This is a genomic window from Streptomyces longispororuber, assembly GCF_024448165.1.
GTDB lineage: Bacteria > Actinomycetota > Actinomycetes > Streptomycetales > Streptomycetaceae > Streptomyces > Streptomyces longispororuber_A.
The window spans coordinates 36,534-54,099 of sequence record NZ_JAMOLN010000017.1; the positions used below are offsets into that span (position 1 = coordinate 36,534).

The window sequence follows — 17,566 nt, forward strand, 5'->3', positions numbered from 1 at the left end:
TCCAGGAGCTTCGTTCTGCTAGTGGCCGATCTTGTCCAACTCGGCGAGGTCGTCTTCGGAGAGGGAGAGCCCCGCCCCGGCGATGTTCTCGCGCAGGTGTGCCACCGACGAGGTGCCGGGGATGAGCAGGATGTTCGGGGATCGCCGCAGCAGCCAGGCCAGGGCGACCGACATCGGCGTGGCATCAAGCCGGTCGGCCACGGCGGAAAGCGCCGTGGACTGCAGCGGGGAGAAGCCGCCGAGCGGGAAGAAGGGCACGTAGGCGATGCCCTGATCGGCGAGATCGTCGATCAGCTCGTCGTCCTGGCGGTGGGCGAGGTTGTACATGTTCTGCACGCACACGATCGGCGCGATCGCTTGAGCCTCGGCAACCTGCTCCACCGTCGCGTTGCTTACTCCGAGGTGCCGGATCAAGCCCTGCCGCTGGAGTTCGACGAGGGTCTCGAAGGGCTCGGCGAGCGAGCCGGGCCGGGGACCCTGCGCGTCACCGAGCCGGAGACTGACCACGTCGAGCGCATCGAGGCCGAGATCCTCGAGGTTCTCGTGGACGGCGCGGCGCAGCTCGTCGGGCTCCCGGGCCGGAGGCCAGCCGCCCTGCTGATCGCGGACCGCGCCGACCTTGGTCACGATGTGCAGCGATGCGGAATAGGGGTGCAGCGCTTCACGGATCAGCCGGTTGGTGACGCGTGGTCCGTAGGCGCCCGCGGTGTCGATGTGGGTGATCCCGTGGGCGGCGGCTTCGCGCAGGACGGCGAGAGCGCCGTCGCGGTCTGCAGGCGGTCCCATGACGCCGGGGCCTGCGAGCTGCATGGCGCCGTAGCCGAAGCGGGTGACGGTCAGGTCGCCCAGGGGCCATGTGCCGCCGGCCGGTGATGCGGAGGGTGTGCTCGTGGTTTCGCTCATGTCGTCGATGCTCGCTCGCGGACACGTGCTTCTTCCAATACCGATACGGCGCCCTGTCATACCTGGTGGGTATCACCGGGCTACCTTGTGGTCATGGACACCTTGGAGACCCGCGAGCTGAGGTACTTCATGGCCGTCGCGGAGGAACTGCACTTCGGTCGTGCCGCCGAGCGCCTCGGCATGGCCCAGCCACCGCTGTCCCGGGCGATTCAGCAGCTGGAGAGACGGCTCGGCGTCTCCCTGTTGGAACGCAACCGCCGCGGCGTCTCTCTGACCGACGCCGGGGAGGTGCTGTTGCACGAGGGCCGCGCGGCCCTCGACGCGACCACCGCTGCCGCTCGCCGCACCCAGCGCGCCGGTGGCGCCCAGATGTCGGGCGGCCCCCGAAAGCGTCTGGTACTGGCGGTGAAGGCCGGCGCGTCTCACGAACTCCTGCACAAGCTCCTCGATGCCTACGCGGCCGAGCCCGACGCCGTTGACATCGAGGTGCTGCCGAGCGGCACGTGTGATCAAGAAGGGATGCTGCGCGATGGCCGTGCTGACGTGGCGCTCATGCACGCGCCGTTCAACTCCCTCGCCGGCTTCGACAGCGAGGAACTGATGACGGAGGGGCAGATCGCTGTCCTGCCGGCCGGGCATCGCCTCGCTGCGCAGCGGGCTTTGTCCCTGACCGACATCAGCGACATCCCCGATCTTCCGCTCGCCCGCTGGTCCCGCCGGGGCACGTACCCTCCCGGCCCGGGCCCCGAGATCCACGACCAGACGCAGTTGGCCCAGCTGATCGCCCTCGGACGCACCGTGGCCGTCTTCCCGGACTCGGCCCGCGCCTGGCTGTGGGCCGAGCACACCGCCGTCCCCCTGACCGACGCACCCCCCGTCGTCACCCACATCGCCTGGCCCGCGCACAGCCGCTCCCTCGCTCTCGCCGGACTGATCCGCACGGCAACACGGCTATGACCTGCCGCCACCTTTCATCCCGGCGCGCTTGACCACCGTCCCCACCGGCGCCACCAGGTGACGCCGCTGTCTGCGGCTGACCGCATGAACGCTGTCGGACCCCAACTCGTCCTGGATAGCGGGATACTGGGTCTGTCTGACGATTAAGAGGCTTGAGAGGCTGGGGGAGCGGATCAGTGGAATTCAGGCGGAGGGCAAGTCGTCCGGGTCCGGTCGGGAAACGGGGTGCGCGACACGCTGTTGTTGTGGGTGGGAGCCTTGCGGGGCTGCTCGCCGCGTACGTCCTGGCCGAGCATGCCGACCGGGTGACGGTCGTCGAGCGGGACCGGTTCCAGGACGGTGCGGGACATCGGTCAGGCGTGCCGCAGGCCCGGCATCCACATGTCCTGCTGGAGGGCGGGCAGTTGGCGCTGGAGTCGCTGCTGCCGGGCTTCCTGGCGGAGCTGCGGGCGGCGCGGGCGCCGCGCGTGGGCATGCCCTCGGACATGGTGCAGTGGCAGGACGGGCGTTGGTTCCGACGGCTGCCGACGATGTCGCACATCTTTACCGGTTCCCGCGCGCAGTTGGAGGAGCTGGTGCGGCGGCGCGTCCTCGCCCATCCGGTGATCGACGTGGTGGAGGGCACCGACGTCGTCGGGTTCCTCGGTGACGCCTCGCGCTTACGGGGCGTGCTGCTGCGGGACCGCTCCGGCGCCTCTCGCGGCAAGGAACGGGCCCTTGAGGCGGACCTGGTCGTGGATGCGTCCGGCAGGGGCACGAAGGCCCGCCAGTGGCTGGAGGCGATCGGGGCCGAAGCCGCGCACGAGGAGACCATCGACACGGGGCTCGCGTACTCCTCCCGTGTCTACCGCGGCAAGGGTGGTGTCCTCGATGGTGACACCCGGGGTTACTACGTCTATCCCAGCCCTGCTCAGACCCACGCAGGTGGTGCGCTGCCGTTGGAGGACGGCACCCATCTGGTCATCGTCTCGGGCCTGCGCGACGACGAACCGCCGACGGACGACGAGCAGTTCGTGGCGTACGTCAAGAAGAGGCTGCCGCATCCGCTGTTGCATCGGTGGATGGACGAGGCTGAACCCGTTTCGTCGGCGTTCGGCTATCGGCGGACGGCGAACATTCGCCGCCGTTACGACCTGCCCGGCCGCCGACCGGCTGGATTCCTCGCCACCGGCGACGCCCTGTGCACGTTCAACCCGGTCTACGGGCAAGGGATGGCCGTCGCCGCGATGAGTGCGGTCGCCCTGCGCGACGCCCTGGCCGATCCACGGCGGACTCCCACCACGCGGCGCGTGCAGGAAGCGCTTCTCGAAGCCTCCCAGCAGGCATGGGACATCTCCGCCGGGGCGGACCGCTTCATGCCGGGAGCGGTGGGTACGGCCGCGGCCGCCGGGCCGGCGGACCGCGCCGCCAACTGGTACCTGCAGCGCGTCATGGAGCGCTACCTCGCCGATCCTCTGGTGGGATCCGCCTTCCGCGCCGTGCTGGACCTCTGCGCGCCCGTCACCAGCCTGTTCGCGCCATCTGTAGTCCGGGCCGTGCTCTTCGGGCCTCTCACGCCGACGCCCACCGAACCGCCGACGACACCGGAGGAACCCGCAGTCTGAGCCGGGCGATCCCCGAGCCGACGCCCGAAGCGGGTGGCCGCGCCGCGACCTTCACCATGCTCCAGTGTTGAACTCGCGCTGTTCGGCGCAGGGTTGGTCGGCTTGGATGCTGTCGCTGATCCGCTCGACGAGGTCGAGGGCGTGGGCCAGGGCGCGGCGGTCGTCCTCGTCCAGCGTCTTCTCCATCGCGTCGGCGAGTACACCGACTCGCTGACGACGGTCCGTGTCGAGGGCCTTCTTTCCTGCCTTCGTCAGGGTGAGAACCTTCCGGCGGGCGTCGCCCGGGTCCGGCCGTGCGGCCAGGAAGCCTGCCTCGGTCAGTTCCCTGACGGTCGTGGCGGTCGTCTGGTGACGTACTCCGCGGGCCGCCGCCAGGTCGGCCGTGGTCATCGGCCCCCGTGTGTCGAGGAGGCCGAGCACCGCAGCTGGGACGGACGCGAGCCGGTCGACGGTACGGGTGCTGCGGACCAGGGTGCCGACAACTTGCCGGAGTTGGGCGGCCAATTGGTGGGGGAGGGGGGCTGGTGGCTTTGAGGGCGCATCCTTCACGCCTGCCAGCTTAGCAAGGTCGTACAGGGAGCACTGTATTACAGGGTTCCCTGTAGTGCAGGGTGCACTGTATATATTGTGCAGTGAACCCTGCATATCAAGGGCCTGCACATCAGAGGCCGAGCCGCTGGGGCCCGTGCAGCCACCCACCGATGGGAGTACGACAGTGCAGCTGATCAAGCACGCCCACGCATGTGTGTCGTTGGTCAAGGACGGTGGACGGATCGCCATCGACCCCGGGACGTTCACCCCCGACGCGAAAGAGGTGGTGGCGGCCGCTGACGCCGTGCTGATCACGCACGACCACTTCGACCACTTCGACGAAGAGCTGATCGCCCGGGCCCTGGACGCCCGCCCCGGCCTGCAGGTCTATGGGCCGGCCTCAGTGGTGGAACGGTGGGCGGCCCGGCGCCGCCAGGTCACCGCGGTCACGGCGAGCGACTGCTTCGAAGTCGCTGGTTTCGACATAATGGTCTCCGGCGAACTGCATGCCCCGATCCACCGTGACATCCCTCGCGTCGCCAACGTCGGCTATCTCGTCGACGCCCGCCTCTACCACCCCGGCGACGCATACGACGTACCCCCCGCACCTGTCGACACGCTGCTGCTGCCCACCAGCGGACCATGGACCCAACTCGGCCAAGCGGCCGACTACGTTCGCGAGGTCGCGCCCAGCCGACTCGTCCAGATCCACGAGATCATGCTCAGCCGCACCGGACAGGAGTCCATGGCTCGGTTCCTGAGCCCCGCGGCGCTGACCGACGTGCCCCTGACCATCCTCCCGGAGGGCGACACCATCACTGTATGAGCCGTGCGGAGCGGACCAGCCGCGCCCCCGCTGTGTCCCCAGATGCGCGGCCGAACGCTGCCGATCCTGATCTTGCACGCGTTCGGCCGCCGACAGTTGCGTGCGGTCAGACGGCCGGGTTCAGCAAGCGACCGGTGGGGGGTGGGGGGCCGAGCATGTCTATTCCTGGATCTGCTTCGGATCGATCGGAATCTCGCGTGCCGTGTTCTCCGCGCGCTCCTCGGAGGTCAACTGCCGTGCCACCGTCCCGCAGCAGCGGTCGTACTGGTTCTGCCAGTCCGTCATGAACGCGTCGTAGCTGGACTGGCCGGTCAGCTTCAGGTCCGACTCGTCGTTGTGCCAGATTCCGTTGCTCGTCCAGTTCGAGGAGCCGACGAACACGATTCTGGAGTCGGTCGCACCCGCGTAACCGCCGCTGACCATCATGTACTTGTTGTGCGTGTAGTGCAGAGCATTGCCGTTCGCGTCGGTGCCGCGGGTGGTGTCGTGCACGTCGATGTTCGGCCGGTCCTTGAGGTAGTTCTGCACGCTGGCATCAACCTGGCCGGCGGTGAAGAGTATGTGTATCTTGACGCCGGTTTGTGCCAGGCTCACCAGCTTCTTCGGCAGTTCCAGGTAGTTCCGGTCGCCCGGCTCCCCGTGAGAGGTCCACTGGAACATGGCGATGTTGACCGTGGCCGGCGCCTTGATGTTGTTCAGGAAGTCGACCCAGGTGTCGCTTCTGCTCCGCGCCTTGGGCCACTGGTAGGAAGGCGGGGACAGCGTCGTCCTGGCGTCCGTGCCGCTGGTGGTGTTGTAGTAGTCCGGCACCAGCGGGCCCGGGCCGTTGAGTGCTCCCTTGGACATGGCTGTGAAGTAGCGGAGATAGGAGTTGTACAGGTCGACGTTGCCCTTGACGGTGAAGCCACTGTTCCACGCGGTCCTGGCCTGGGCGGAGGTGGGGTTGGCGCTGCTGACGGTCACCGTCCTGTTCGCGTCGCTCCCGCCGCTGAGCATGTAGTACTTCGCGTGCAGGGCAGAGCCGGAGTAGTGGGTCAGGCAGCCGCCCGGACACATCGCGGCGAAGCTGGAGGCCTGCGGGTCGTTGCCCAACTCGGTGACCATCGACTGCCAGATCGCATTGTCGCTGTGAGAGTCCATCAGCGCCTTGACGATGACGCCGCGCTGGTGCGCGGCTATCAGGGCATTGGCGAAATCCGGGCCCGGCTGCGTGTTGCCTATCGAGTACATGGCGACGCGTATGGTCTGCCCGCAGCCGGCGCTGTTGATCGATTCGATGATCGGACCCATGACGTTCATCTGGGCGTCGGGGTCCTCCGGGTCGTTGAAGGTCGGGCCCGGTCTCGAGGTGAACGTCCGAGACTCACAACTGAGCGGATTCTTGGCCTTCTTGACCGCCGCGTGCGCCGTTGTCGGCGACAGCGCGGTGACGGCCAGCGCGGTGATCAACGTGAGCGTTCGCTTCATGGACGGGCCTTTCGCTGGGCTGGTGACGATGACGAGTCGGGGTGGTGCTGTGCTGGTCGACCAATGACTGATCGCCGAGAAGGGTCTGGCAGCCTGCGTCGCGGCACAGGTCTGTCCGGCAGTTCGGTGTGACGGACTCGCACGTCACCCGGCCTGGTGAACTGCTCATGGATTGCGATCAGTTGCTTGCGCTCGCCGCGAACATCGGGCAACCGCCGCTGTTGATGTCGCTCGCGGTGAGGGCGGCACCCCAGCGGTCGTACGAGGAGGCCGCGGGGTCGGCGATGGCGGTGCCACCGGGCAGGTCGCACGTGTCCTTCTGCCCGGACGCAGTGGCGTTGCCGACGGCGGACGTGACGTGTCCGCAGCCCTCCCCGTGGAAATCCGCCTTGTGGTGCGTGACGGAGGCGGCCGCGCCGACCGTGCGCGCCGACGCGGCGAGGAAGCCGCGGGCCAGGGGCGCCGCCGCGGCGCTCGCTGTGGCGGCGCGGCGGCGTATCGGAGGCGGGGCGGGAAGACGTCCGTGCTTGGCCATGCGTTGAGCTCCTGCTGGGGACAGGGACATCCGGCGGACATCCCGCGTCAATGCGGTGCCGTTCCGTAGGCGTTTGCCTGAATTCATTCCAGGCGTGACCCACCGTTCGGCAAACAGGAGACTCGCAAAGGCGCCCAAGGGTTGCACGAGAAAGCAGGGAAGCAGGGAAGCGGGCGAGGGAAGTCGTAAGCGGGGACAGGCCACTGGAACGGTGCCCTGAAGGGATCGCCGTCGGCGCCAGCCGCGCCAACTACTCGGCCTGCTCGGCCACGCACTGCCGCCACGGCGTGAACATCCGAGTCGTCCTCCTGCTGCACACATCTTGGTCATTGCCTGGTCCATCACTGTTCATGACGGAACGCGCAACTCCACCCATGGACTCCAGGTCTAACGCCGTGACCACACAAGAACCACCAAAACCAGGCATACCAAAGGACTCTTCACGCATGCGTGTCTACAGCACTCTCGCCGCCACTGCCGTCCTCGCCCTCGGCGCCGTGGGTTTAGCGGCACCGGCCGTCCAAGCGGCCGCCGCGGTTCCCGCCACCGTCGTCCACGACGGCGGCGAGCTCTGGTACAAGGCCGCACCCGGCCAGCTGAACAGTCTGACCGTCGACGAAGAGATCGAGGAGCGTGGTGAGTTCGAGGCGTACTACGTCCTCACCTTCCACGACCGCTACGACATCGATGTCGACGCGAGCGCGGCGGACACGGACGAGTGCACGTACCCCGTGCAGAGCGACCGCACCGTCGTGCGTTGCGCCGTCCTGATCCCGCAGAACTCGGATGATTCCGACAGCTATGACATCGACCTCGGTGACCAGGACGACACGGCTGCGCTTGAGCCGGACAGTCGTGCGTGGGCCGGGGTACATGGCGGCGAGGGCGATGACGTGATCACGGCGTCCGCATCGGCAATGCTGTACGGCGATGGCGGAGACGACGAACTGGACGGCGGGGGCGGCCCGTTCGGCTTCGGCTCCTACGGCGGTCCGGGCGACGACACGCTCACTCACTGTGGCCAGGACTGCTTCGGTGAGGACGGGAACGATTCCTTGACCGGCACCGCCGAAGGAAACAACCTGCATGGTGACGGCGGCGACGACATCTTGCACGGCCGGGGCGGCGCCGACACCCTCTACGGCGGTGCGGGCAGGGACAAACTCTATGGCGAAGCCGGCGACGACGTCCTGTGGGGCGGCGCGGGCGCAGACCTTCTCTCGGGCGGTGCCGGCAAGAACGAGCTGCACCAGGACTGACGGGGAGCCCCGCGGTTGACGGTTCGCCAAGCGCGGGGACGCGTCGAAGGCCGAGCGAGCCGTTCGGATGTGAGGATCCGTCAGGCGCGAGCGGCCATGTCGCACCGTGTTCTGAGGTATCCCTGCGGATCCGATGGTGCCGGGACAAAAGCTGTCGGGGGCGCCGCCCCGCCTGATCGAGCGGTGTCTCGGCGTCTCGGCGCCTTCGGCGGCGCGGCTCAATGGTGCGATCTGTATTCCGTCGCGGACAACTCCTCCGGCGTCGTGCTGCCAGGGATCCATCCGACGCACCGTGACGTCGTGGGTGTCCCAGAGAGCCGAGAACTCCTCGCTACGGCGGAGCAGTACCGCGACCATCTTCGTGACCTCCACGTCCCGGCCGCGCCCGGCGGCCGGGGCCTGGAGGTCGGCCACGAACACCCGGGAGTGGTGCGGGTGGTCCTCGGGAGGGCAGATCTCGCGCGCCCGCGGATCGGTGAACCAGCGGTATACGAAGCTCGCCGTCGGGCCGCGGTGTGTCGGGGACTTGCCGAGCAGGGTGAGAGCCAGGGAGTTCTCCACCAGGGTTTCGTGCAGGTCGGTGGTGACGCCCACTCATGGGTCCTTCCCGGTGACCCTGGTTCCTCGCTGCTCGCTGTCAGGCTCGGCGGGCGTAGGACGTGAGGCGATCGGCGAGCGCGATGACGAGGTCGCGGAGTTCATCGGGGCGCTCGATGACGAACGGGCGGTCGAGCGAGGCGAGTACCCGCGGCAACCAGTCGAGCTGCTGCGCCCGTAGCTCGACGCGCAGCCAGTGCTCGGCTGCCGGGTCCCGGCCGTCTGAGGGCTCGTGCTCCTCCAGGCGCGCGACACTGGCGGGAAGGTGGGCGCGGATCTGCTCCACTGTCCCGTGGATCCGCAAGGTCACCTCATGCTGGTACTCGGCCGTGGCGAACCCTGACAACACGCGCTGTGCCGGCGCGGGATCCACGGGCGCCTCGAACGAGCCGGGCAGCGTCCGCGCGTCTGCGATGCGATCGAGCCGGAAGGTCCGGTCCTCGCCGATCCGGGCGTCCTTCCCCGTGACGTACCACCGGCCCCCATGGGCGACGATCCCGTACGCGTGCAGCGTGCGTTCGCTGCACCGTCCGTCACGGTCGGTGTAGCGGATCGAGACCGGTCGGCGGTGGCGCACCGCATCGGCGAGGGTGAGCAGGAGCCCGGAGTCCGCGTGGTCCAACTCGCCGGGCTGATCTGTGAAGGCGAGAGTCTCCAGAAGCGAGTCGAGCCGGCGGGCGATGTGCTGGGGCAGCACCCGCCGGATCTTCGCCGACGCCGTCTCGTTCGCCGTGAGCTCCGCCGCCGTCAGCCCTGCCCGGCGACCGGCGACCAGGCCGAGCAGCACGGCCAGCGCCTCGTCGTCGCTCAGCATGAGCGGAGGCAAGCGGTACCCGGGGGCGAGCCGGTACCCGCCGTAACGGCCGCGCACCGATTCCACGGGCACGTCCAGGTCGATCAGCTGGCCCACGTACCGCCGCACGGTGCGCCCTTCGACGCCGAGCCGGTCGGCGAGTTCGGCCACCGTGCGGGTGCCGCCCGACTGAAGCAGTTCCAGGAGTGTCAGCACGCGGCCAGTGGGTCGGGACATGTGGACAAACCTAACGCGGATACAGGACCGATTCTGTCCTCTATTTCTCCTAGCCTGCGACGTGCACGCCTTCAGCACGACCAAGGAGATTCCCATGGACTTCGTCTCGATCCGCATCATCACCAGCGACGTAGCGCGCCTTGTCGACTTCTACGAGCGAGCCACTGGAGCGCGGGCGACGTGGGCCACCGAGGACTTCGCCGAGCTCAAGACCGCGGGGGCCACCCTCGCGATCGCCGGCACCCGTACGGTCCCGCTGTTCGCTCCGGGCTCTGCCCGCGCGGCGGACAACCACAGCGTGATCACCGAGTTCCTCGTCGACGACGTGGACCGCGTGCACCAGAACCTGACGGGCTTCGTCACGGACTTCGTCAACGAGCCCACCACGATGCCCTGGGGCAACCGGTCTCTGCTGTTCCGTGACCCCGACGGCAATCTCGTCAACTTCTTCACCCCCGTCACCCCGGCGGCCATCGAAAAGTTCGCACGCTGATGCCACGCAGAGCCGCATGGTCTGCGACCGCATGGTCGCGGAGCCCGTGCCTTCTGGCCGAGGCAGCCGTGTGATGCCCTGGCGTCGACCCGGCCGGCACGCAACCACAGTCCCGGCTCCCGTGCTCCGTCGCCACGTGCACGGCGTTTCCCGCGACGGTTTCCAGCGGATCGGTTCCGGCGTCCTCCTGGTCCGCGTAGCCGCCGATCTGCAGATGCCCGCTTCTGTCCGCGACACCGCTCCGGAGAGCGCCCAGGTCGCCGTCGTGCGGGACCCCGGGAAGTGCGTGGTAGGGCAGGTCAGGTTCGGTTCTGACTCTCAACTCTCCCTGCGGGAAGCATTCGACGTACCACCGGTGTGCCGGCCGGGACGTGGACGGCCTGGCCGCGGTTCTCGCAGTCGTACGTCTCCCAAGGCGAGGCGAAGAGCAGCAAGAGTCCTTCGGGCGGCAGGGGGAGGTCCGTCGAGCCCTTCGGCAACGCGGCGAGGTCGACGGATCCGACGTAAGGGTGCTCGGGGTCCGGGACCTCGGCGGGCAGCAGCGGGAGCCGGCAGCTGTCCGAGCCGTGCCGTCCCTCGCGTTTGTGTCGGGGTGATCCAGGGCTGAACTGACGCGTCAGGCCCCGAAGTTGAGGATGTTTCCAGCCATCTGGAGAGGGGTTGAGCTCTCGGCCGGAATCTTGCATTCCAATGGGATTGAGGCAGAGGACCTGGGAAAACGTCATCGCCCCATGTGATCGGTGCTCGTGAACGAGCCCGTTTTACCTGCCCGAAACCTTTCCGTCGGGGGTGGATTCCAGACAACATCATTTCGGACTCCTGACATGTACGCGCCCGTGGTGTCACCCTCTCTCCACCGCAGCTGCGGTCACCGCTTTGATCCCCCCAAGGCCGGGCGGGCCGATCGTCTGCCCTGTCTGGATTCCCCACACCGAGGAGTTCGAGTGAGCCACATCTACGCGCGTCGCCACGGCAGAGTTCTGGCGATCGCCACCGCCGTCGCCGCCACAGGAGCCCTGCTCGCCACAGGAGCAACCACCAGCGCCACAGCCGCGAGCAGGGCTTCGCAGGCCGCCCCGACCGTGCTGTCCGCCGCGGCCCGCGCGTCCTTGGTCCACGAGGCGCAGGCGGACGCCGCGCAGACCGCCCGGGAGATAGGCCTCGGCGCCAAGGAGGAGCTGGTCGTCAAGGACGTCGTCAAGGACGTCGACGGCACCGTCCACACGCGCTACGAGCGCACCTATGCGGGCCTTCCCGTGCTGGGCGGCGACCTTGTCGTCCACACCGCCAAGTCGGGTGAGGCGCAGGGGGTCACCAAGGCGAACAAGGCCACGATCAAGGTGGCGTCCCTCACGCCGGAGGTCGCCGGCGGGCAGGCCGAGAAGCAGGCCGTCTCCGCCGCCAAGGCGCTCGGTTCGGACAAGTCCGAGGCGGACGGCGCACGCAAGGTGATCTGGGCCGGCTCGGGCACGCCCGTCCTCGCCTACGAGACGGTCGTCGGTGGCTTCCAGGACGACGGCACCCCGAACCAGCTGCACGTCATCACCGACGCGACGACGGGCGAGAAGCTCTTCGAGTACCAGGGCATCGAGAACGCCACGGGCACCGGCAAGACCCTCTACTCCGGCAGCGTCAGCCTCGGTGTCACCCTGTCCGGCTCGACGTACCAGCTCTACGACACCACGCGCGGCGGCCACAAGACGTACAACCTGGCCCGCAAGACCTCCGGCACCGGCACCCTGGTCACCAACTCGACCAGCACCTTCGGAACCGGCACCGCGTCCAGCTCCTCGTCCGACCAGACCGCGGCCGCCGATGCCGCCTACGGCGCCCAGGAGACCTGGGACTTCTACAAGAGCACCTTCGCTCGCAACGGCATCAAGAACAACGGGACGGCGGCCTACTCCCGCGTCCACTACGGCAACGCGTACGTGAACGCGTTCTGGGACGACAGCTGCTTCTGCATGACCTACGGCGACGGCAGCGGCAACACCGACCCGCTGACCTCCCTCGACGTGGCGGGCCACGAGATGAGCCACGGCGTCACCTCCAACACCGCCGGCCTGAACTACTCGGGTGAGTCGGGCGGCCTGAACGAGGCCACCTCCGACATCTTCGGCACGGGAGTCGAGTTCTACGCGAACAACGCCTCCGACGCCGGTGACTACCTCATCGGCGAGAAGATCGACATCAACGGCGACGGCACGCCGCTGCGCTACATGGACAAGCCCAGCAAGGACGGCGCCTCCGCCGACTCCTGGTCCTCCACCGTCGGCAACAAGGACGTGCACTACTCGTCCGGTGTCGCGAACCACTTCTTCTACCTGCTCTCCGAGGGCAGCGGCTCGAAGACGATCAACGGCGTGACCTACAACTCGCCGACGTCCAACGGCTCCACGGTCACCGGCATCGGCCGCGCCAAGGCGCTGCAGATCTGGTACAAGGCGCTGACGACGTACTTCACGTCCACCACGAACTACAAGTCGGCCCGCACCGGCACCCTGAGCGCGGCATCCGCCCTCTACGGATCCGGAAGCACCGAGTACGCCGCGGTCGCGGCGGCCTGGGCCGCGGTCAACGTCAGCTGAACCCATGAGAGTTGACTAGACGGCGGTGTCCGGCGCGACGGCGCCGGGCACCGCTGCCGTGCCGGCGCCCGCCGAACGGACCTGCTCCGGACCGGCAGGCGTTGGGCGGCGCCCTGTTTGTGCTGCGCACGTCGTCACGGGCTCCGGGGCTTCCTGCAGCCCCGTCGCTTCGCCGCCGAGTACCGCCGCGTGTACGGCCGTCCCCCGCGACGGGCCGTCCACCAGAAGCCTTGACTCTTGGTCTCGGGGCTCACGGCGCTGATCGTGCACGGTGAGGGCTAAGGCCACGGTGCTTGTCAGGCCGGAGGCGGGGGAGCGGTGAGGCAGTAGGCGACCACCTCGTCGCGCGGTGTGGTGAGGCCTGCGGCGAACTCCTTCTCTTACGCGGGGTCGCCGATCGCCGCCCGGATCGTACGCTCCAACGCGGCGCGTGCCGCCACCAGTTGGGGTTCACCCGCTTGTGGGCGCCGCGAACCGTGCGCCGTCCGCGAGTGACGCCCCGGCCGGCGCCGCGGCCCGCAGCGCGAGCCGGGACTTGCCGACGCCCCCACCCCAGTGAGCGTCACCAGCCGCTCTCCGGCCAACAGCGCCGCCAGAGCGGCGAGTTCACGAGTGCGGCCCACGAAGCTCGTGGTCTCGACCGGAAGTTCTGTCTCGCGAGCCATGGCACCCCCTCCTTGCTCGCCAGCAGTCTTGTCTCCGCCGAGGCCCGCAGGGACCGGATAACGGCAGGTTGACGCCGTTCGGTCACGCACGGGCATCAGGCGGCGCGCATCGGACAACACCTGCGGCGGCGAGCATTCCGACCGTGTGCGCGGTCACCAGCAGCCCTGCAGAGCATTTCGCCGTACCGGTCAGAGTGAATGCGAACGCATCGTGGGCCGCAAGCGGCACAGGCCTAGTGGGTTTCGATCTCGCCACTGCGCGTCGGCACGGCGTCGAGCGCGGCGAGGGTGGCGGGGTCGAAGCGGACGGCGCCCGCGGCCACGTTGGCAGCCAGGTGCCCGGCGTCGGCGGTGCCGGGGATCAGGAGGACGTTGGGCGCGTGGTGGAGGAGCCAGGCCAGGCCGGCCTGGGCGGGGGTGACGCCCGCGGAGGTGGCGGCGGCGATCACGGCGGGCTCGTCGGTCACCTTCGGCATGCCGGGGAAGGCGCTGCCGAGGGGGAAGTACGGTACCCAGGCGATGTCCTCGGCGACACAGATGTCCAGCATCTTCTCGTCGTCGCGGGCGACGAGGCTGTACGCGTTCTGGACACAGGCCAGTCCGGCCGGGACGGCCCGGCGCAGGTCGTCGGCGTCGACATGGCTGATGCCGATCGCTGCGATCTTGCCCTCGTCGCGCAGGGCGGTCATGACGGCGAGCTGGTCGTCGAGGTCCACGACCTGGTCGCCCTCGGCGATGAGGCCGGGTGCGCGGGCGGCGCGGCGCAGGTTGACCAGGGGGAGCTGTTCGAGGCCGAGGCTCGCCAGGTTGTCGTCGACGGCGGTGCGCAGCTCTTCGGGGCGCTGGGCGAGGCGCAGCGGGTGTGGGCCGCCCGAGTTGTCGGGGGTGGCGCCGACCTTGGTGACGACGAGGACGTCGTCCTCGGGCCGGATCGCCTCGCGGATCAGGGTGTTGGAGTAGCCGTCGCCGTAGAAGTAGGCGGTGTCGATGTGGTCGATGCCTAGTTCGACGGCGCGGCGCAGGATGCCGGCGGCGGCGGCGCGGTCCTCACCGAGGCGCGGCAGCTGCATGGCGCCGAAGCCGATGCGGGAGACGGCGCGGCCGCCGAGGCGGCCCGCTCCACCTGCGCGCAGGGCGCCGGTGGCGGTCCGGTCGGCGGAGCCGGTGGAAGCGGCGGGGGTGGAAGAGGTCATGGCGATCCCGTCTCATGCGAGAATGGGGCGAAACGGAGGAGCCTCCGTGTTGTGACCCGACCGTAGCACAAACGGAGGTGCCTCCGCTTTGCCCCCGCCCGAACGGCAGCCCGCCGACTCCACCCGCCCCGACCGGCCCATGCGCGCCGACGTGCGCCGCAATCGCGAGAAGCTGCTGGCCGCGGCCCTGGCGGCGTTCACCTCCGCCGACACCTCGGTGCCGCTGGAGACCGTCGCCCGCCAGGCAGGTGTCGGCATCGGCACCCTGTACCGGCACTTCCCGACCCGCGAGGCCCTCGTCGAGGCCGTCTACGCGGCAGAGCTCGACGCCGTCACCGACAGCGCCGAGACCTTGCTGCGGGATCTGCCCCCGGAGCGGGCCCTGCGCGCCTGGATGGACCGCTACGCGGAACTCGTCTCGGCCAAGCGCGGCATGATCGGCGGCTCCACGACGGGCTGGGCGCCCGGCCGGGGCGCGACCGTGTCGACGCGGGACCGCCTCACCGCGGCGATCGCGACCCTCCTGGACGCGGGCGCCCGGGCCGGCACCCTGCGGGCGGACGTCGACCCCGACGACGTCATCACCCTGCTCCTCGGCGTGTTCCTGTCCACCACGTCCGGCGACCGGGCCGGCCGCACCCGGCACCTGCTCGACCTCGTCGCCGACGGTCTGCGCCCGCATCCGGACAACGGTTCCTGACCGGGCGCCTCCGTCCGACCGTCCGCCTCAGTGCGTGCAAGGACCAGTAGGCCCGGGGTGAGTGCAGTCAGCGGAGGCTGATGCCGGACCGGCGGCGGTGTTCGAGCTAGGGGTGGCGACGAGCGCACTTGAGGCACCCATCTCGCGCAGTGCCGCCGCGGCAGCGAGGCAGATCGCCGTCCCGTGGCCATGACCACGACGGTCGGCGTGGACACCCATCGGCTCCAGCAGGCCGGACTTGCCGGGCCCGGCCGACCAGACCGTCACCGCGGCCACCGCGTTGTCCTGGTCGTCGTAGCCGATCAGACAGCGAGCGTCGGGGCGAGCAGCACGTCGTACGCCTCGAACGCGGCGCCCACCTCGGTCCCCTTCGGGTGCAGCGACGAGGGTCTGCCGCTGGGTGTGCAGTTCGCCGCCGAGCTCGGTGGAGAGGGCCTTCTGCTCGCTCTGGCCGGCCAGTTGGAGCAGGCCGCGCCCTGGCCGCGCACGGCTCCGGAACCGGTCTGAGAACGGGGAGGGCCGCCGGTCCACCGGCGGCCCTCCCCGTCGTCGCGGCCTCAGGCCTTCGGCGTGCGCACCGTCGGCCAGTCGAGCCCGCGCAGCGAGGCGTCGAGGCCGCCGTCGCAGTACATCAACGTGCCCACGCAGTAGGCCGACGCACCGGACAGCAGGAAGAGCACCAGGTCCGCCACCTCCTCGGGGCGGCCCGCTCGCCCTGCGGGGATCGACGCGAGGAATGCCTCGATGCCGGCGGCGATCTTCGGGTCCTCGCGGCCCGACCGGGTCATCGGAGTGTCGATGAAACCGGGCGCGATGGCATTGAGCCGGATGCCGTCGGCGATGTAGTCGGCGGCCCTGGTGCGCGTGTAGTGGGCGATGGCGGCCTTCGTCGCCGGGTAGGTGAGCACGCCGCCTTCGTCGCCCAGCGAATCGGCGAGTTCCCGTGCCGCGTCCTCGTCACCGTCGAGGATGGCCGTGGCCAGCTTGGGACTCCAGCCCGGCTGTGTGGTCGTGGAGTTGGACGAGGCGAGCACGACGGAGGCGTTGCCCGCCGCGGCCAGCAGTGGGCGCAGGCCTTCCAGCAGCCGTACGGCGCCGTAGTAGTTGACGGAGACCAGCAGGCTGGGCCGGCGCCCCGCACCGCCGGACAGTCCGGCGAAGGGAACGAAGCCGTCGAGCCGCCCTTCGGACAGTCGCTGGATCTCCTGCACGGCTGTGTCCCGGCCTTCGGCGCTGCCCAGGTCCGCATCGATGTCGGCGCCGCGCAGGTCGACGCCGATGACCCGGTGTCCCTGCTCTCGGAGGCGGGCCGAGATCGTGGCGCCCATGCCGGAGGCTGCGCCGGTGACTGCGAAGGTTCCCATGTCGTTCTCTCTCCTTGGAATATGAGGCGCCGCGCGGAGGCCGGCTGCCTGTGTGCTGGCGGGTGCGTGCCGAACGGGCGGACGCCGTCCTCAGCGGAGCTTGATCGCACCGCCGTCGGCCATGAGGGTCTGGCCGGTCATGTACTGGGCGTCGTCACTGGCGAGGAAGGCGACGACGGGTGCCACGTCGCGACCGGGATCACCGAAGCGGCCCAGGGGAACCTTGGCCGCGGACTGTGCGTACTGCTCGGGCCGTGCCTCCGCCCAGGCCGAGACCCCGGCCGTCAGGGCCATGGGGCAGACCACGTTCACGCGTATGTCGTGCGGCGCCCACTCGTTGGCGGTGACGCGGCTCAGCCCGCGGATCGCTTCTTTCGCCGCTGCGTAGGAGGCCTGGTTGGGCTGCCCGTCGAGACCGGCGCCGGAACCGAAGTTGATGACGGAGCCGCCGCCCGCCCGCTTCAGCTCCGGGAGGGCGGCGAGCATGAAGTTGCGGGTCGCGTACAGGCCGGTGTCCATGGCCAGGTTCCAGTCGTCGTCGGTCTGCTCCTCGAAGGGCTTCTGACGGGAGACGCTGGCGTTGTTGACCAGCACGTCGAGCTTTCCGAAACGCTCGACCGCGGCGGCGACCGCGGCGTCGGCTATCCGCCGGTCGGAGACGTCGCCGTGCAGAAAGAGCACGGCCTCGCCGAGCTCGTCCGCGAGGAGGTTCCCGGCCTCCTGCTGGAGGTCGACGACGACGACCCGTGCGCCCCGCTCGACGAACAGCCTGGTGACGGCGCCGCCGATGCCGCAGGCCCTCCGGTGACGATGGCCGACTTGCCTTCAAGGCCGGGATTTCCCATGACGTACTT

The 17,566-nt window shown here is 69.3% G+C and carries 16 protein-coding genes and 2 pseudogenes; 7 read left to right on the plus strand and 11 right to left on the minus strand.

From position 1 onward, the window contains the following. Window positions 1–18: 18 nt before the first annotated feature. Window positions 19–903: an aldo/keto reductase family oxidoreductase gene (locus tag M4J07_RS07385; protein WP_255968632.1), complete on the minus strand. Its 885-nt coding sequence runs from the start codon at window positions 901–903 to the stop codon at window positions 19–21. A gap of 93 nt (window positions 904–996) precedes the next feature. On the opposite strand from M4J07_RS07385, the gene M4J07_RS07390 reads away from it, so the two are divergent. Both M4J07_RS07390 and M4J07_RS07395 read left to right on the plus strand, forming a co-directional pair. Beyond that, window positions 997–1,860: a LysR family transcriptional regulator gene (locus tag M4J07_RS07390; RefSeq protein ID WP_255968634.1), complete on the plus strand. Its 864-nt coding sequence runs from the start codon at window positions 997–999 to the stop codon at window positions 1,858–1,860. A 245-nt stretch (window positions 1,861–2,105) separates the two neighbouring features. Continuing rightward, window positions 2,106–3,464 (plus strand): FAD-dependent oxidoreductase, encoded by a 1,359-nt coding sequence (locus M4J07_RS07395; protein ID WP_255968636.1) that lies wholly within the window; start codon window positions 2,106–2,108, stop codon window positions 3,462–3,464. 51 nt (window positions 3,465–3,515) lie between these two features. Here M4J07_RS07395 and M4J07_RS07400 read toward each other — a convergent pair whose 3' ends face one another. After that, entirely contained in the window at window positions 3,516–4,244 is a 729-nt protein-coding gene (locus M4J07_RS07400) for a MarR family winged helix-turn-helix transcriptional regulator (protein WP_308284736.1), read from the minus strand. Between M4J07_RS07400 and M4J07_RS07405 the strand changes: the two genes are divergently transcribed. Beyond that, the gene (locus M4J07_RS07405; RefSeq protein ID WP_255968640.1) at window positions 4,180–4,821 is read left to right on the plus strand and encodes an MBL fold metallo-hydrolase; all 642 of its coding nucleotides are present in this window, start codon (window positions 4,180–4,182) and stop codon (window positions 4,819–4,821) included. The genes M4J07_RS07400 and M4J07_RS07405 overlap by 65 nt on opposite strands. 159 nt (window positions 4,822–4,980) lie before the next feature. Here M4J07_RS07405 and M4J07_RS07410 read toward each other — a convergent pair whose 3' ends face one another. Both M4J07_RS07410 and M4J07_RS07415 read right to left on the minus strand, forming a co-directional pair. Then, window positions 4,981–6,270, minus strand: coding sequence for a phospholipase D-like domain-containing protein (locus M4J07_RS07410; RefSeq protein ID WP_255968642.1), 1,290 nt, complete (start codon window positions 6,268–6,270; stop codon window positions 4,981–4,983). A gap of 196 nt (window positions 6,271–6,466) precedes the next feature. Continuing rightward, entirely contained in the window at window positions 6,467–6,823 is a 357-nt protein-coding gene (locus tag M4J07_RS07415; protein ID WP_255968644.1) for a hypothetical protein, read from the minus strand. A gap of 446 nt (window positions 6,824–7,269) precedes the next feature. On the opposite strand from M4J07_RS07415, the gene M4J07_RS47850 reads away from it, so the two are divergent. Further along, window positions 7,270–8,082 (plus strand): calcium-binding protein, encoded by an 813-nt coding sequence (locus M4J07_RS47850; protein WP_305127401.1) that lies wholly within the window; start codon window positions 7,270–7,272, stop codon window positions 8,080–8,082. Between the two features lie 276 nt (window positions 8,083–8,358). On the opposite strand, the pseudogene M4J07_RS07425 reads toward M4J07_RS47850, so the two are convergent. After that, window positions 8,359–8,670: pseudogene (locus M4J07_RS07425) on the minus strand (MmyB family transcriptional regulator); the annotation flags it as partial. A 49-nt stretch (window positions 8,671–8,719) separates the two neighbouring features. Further along, window positions 8,720–9,709 carry a helix-turn-helix transcriptional regulator gene (locus M4J07_RS07430; protein ID WP_255968646.1) on the minus strand — a complete coding sequence of 330 codons (990 nt, stop codon included), beginning with the start codon at window positions 9,707–9,709 and terminating at the stop codon, window positions 8,720–8,722. Between the two features lie 94 nt (window positions 9,710–9,803). Between M4J07_RS07430 and M4J07_RS07435 the strand changes: the two genes are divergently transcribed. Then, the gene (locus M4J07_RS07435) at window positions 9,804–10,202 is read left to right on the plus strand and encodes a VOC family protein (RefSeq protein WP_255968647.1); all 399 of its coding nucleotides are present in this window, start codon (window positions 9,804–9,806) and stop codon (window positions 10,200–10,202) included. A gap of 944 nt (window positions 10,203–11,146) precedes the next feature. Continuing rightward, window positions 11,147–12,790, plus strand: a complete 1,644-nt coding sequence (locus M4J07_RS07440; RefSeq protein ID WP_255968648.1) for a M4 family metallopeptidase — start codon at window positions 11,147–11,149, stop codon at window positions 12,788–12,790. 380 nt (window positions 12,791–13,170) lie between these two features. Here the strand turns inward: M4J07_RS07440 and M4J07_RS07445 are convergent, their stop codons facing one another. Then, window positions 13,171–13,455 (minus strand): hypothetical protein, encoded by a 285-nt coding sequence (locus tag M4J07_RS07445; protein ID WP_255968718.1) that lies wholly within the window; start codon window positions 13,453–13,455, stop codon window positions 13,171–13,173. A gap of 233 nt (window positions 13,456–13,688) precedes the next feature. Then, window positions 13,689–14,648: an aldo/keto reductase gene (locus M4J07_RS07450; RefSeq protein WP_255968650.1), complete on the minus strand. Its 960-nt coding sequence runs from the start codon at window positions 14,646–14,648 to the stop codon at window positions 13,689–13,691. A gap of 88 nt (window positions 14,649–14,736) precedes the next feature. Here M4J07_RS07450 and M4J07_RS07455 point away from each other — a divergent pair, with 88 nt between their 5' ends. Continuing rightward, window positions 14,737–15,348 (plus strand): TetR/AcrR family transcriptional regulator, encoded by a 612-nt coding sequence (locus M4J07_RS07455; RefSeq protein ID WP_374215007.1) that lies wholly within the window; start codon window positions 14,737–14,739, stop codon window positions 15,346–15,348. A gap of 27 nt (window positions 15,349–15,375) precedes the next feature. On the opposite strand, the pseudogene M4J07_RS07460 reads toward M4J07_RS07455, so the two are convergent. From M4J07_RS07460 to M4J07_RS07475, 3 genes and pseudogenes are all read right to left on the minus strand, one after another. Continuing rightward, a pseudogene (locus tag M4J07_RS07460) lies at window positions 15,376–15,666 on the minus strand (GNAT family N-acetyltransferase); the annotation flags it as partial. Window positions 15,667–15,905: 239 nt separating this feature from the next. Next, on the minus strand, window positions 15,906–16,712 hold the full coding sequence (locus M4J07_RS07470) for an SDR family oxidoreductase (RefSeq protein ID WP_255968652.1): 807 nt from the start codon (window positions 16,710–16,712) through the stop codon (window positions 15,906–15,908). A gap of 90 nt (window positions 16,713–16,802) precedes the next feature. After that, window positions 16,803–17,501, minus strand: a complete 699-nt coding sequence (locus M4J07_RS07475) for an SDR family NAD(P)-dependent oxidoreductase (protein WP_308284738.1) — start codon at window positions 17,499–17,501, stop codon at window positions 16,803–16,805. Window positions 17,502–17,566: the final 65 nt, after the last annotated feature.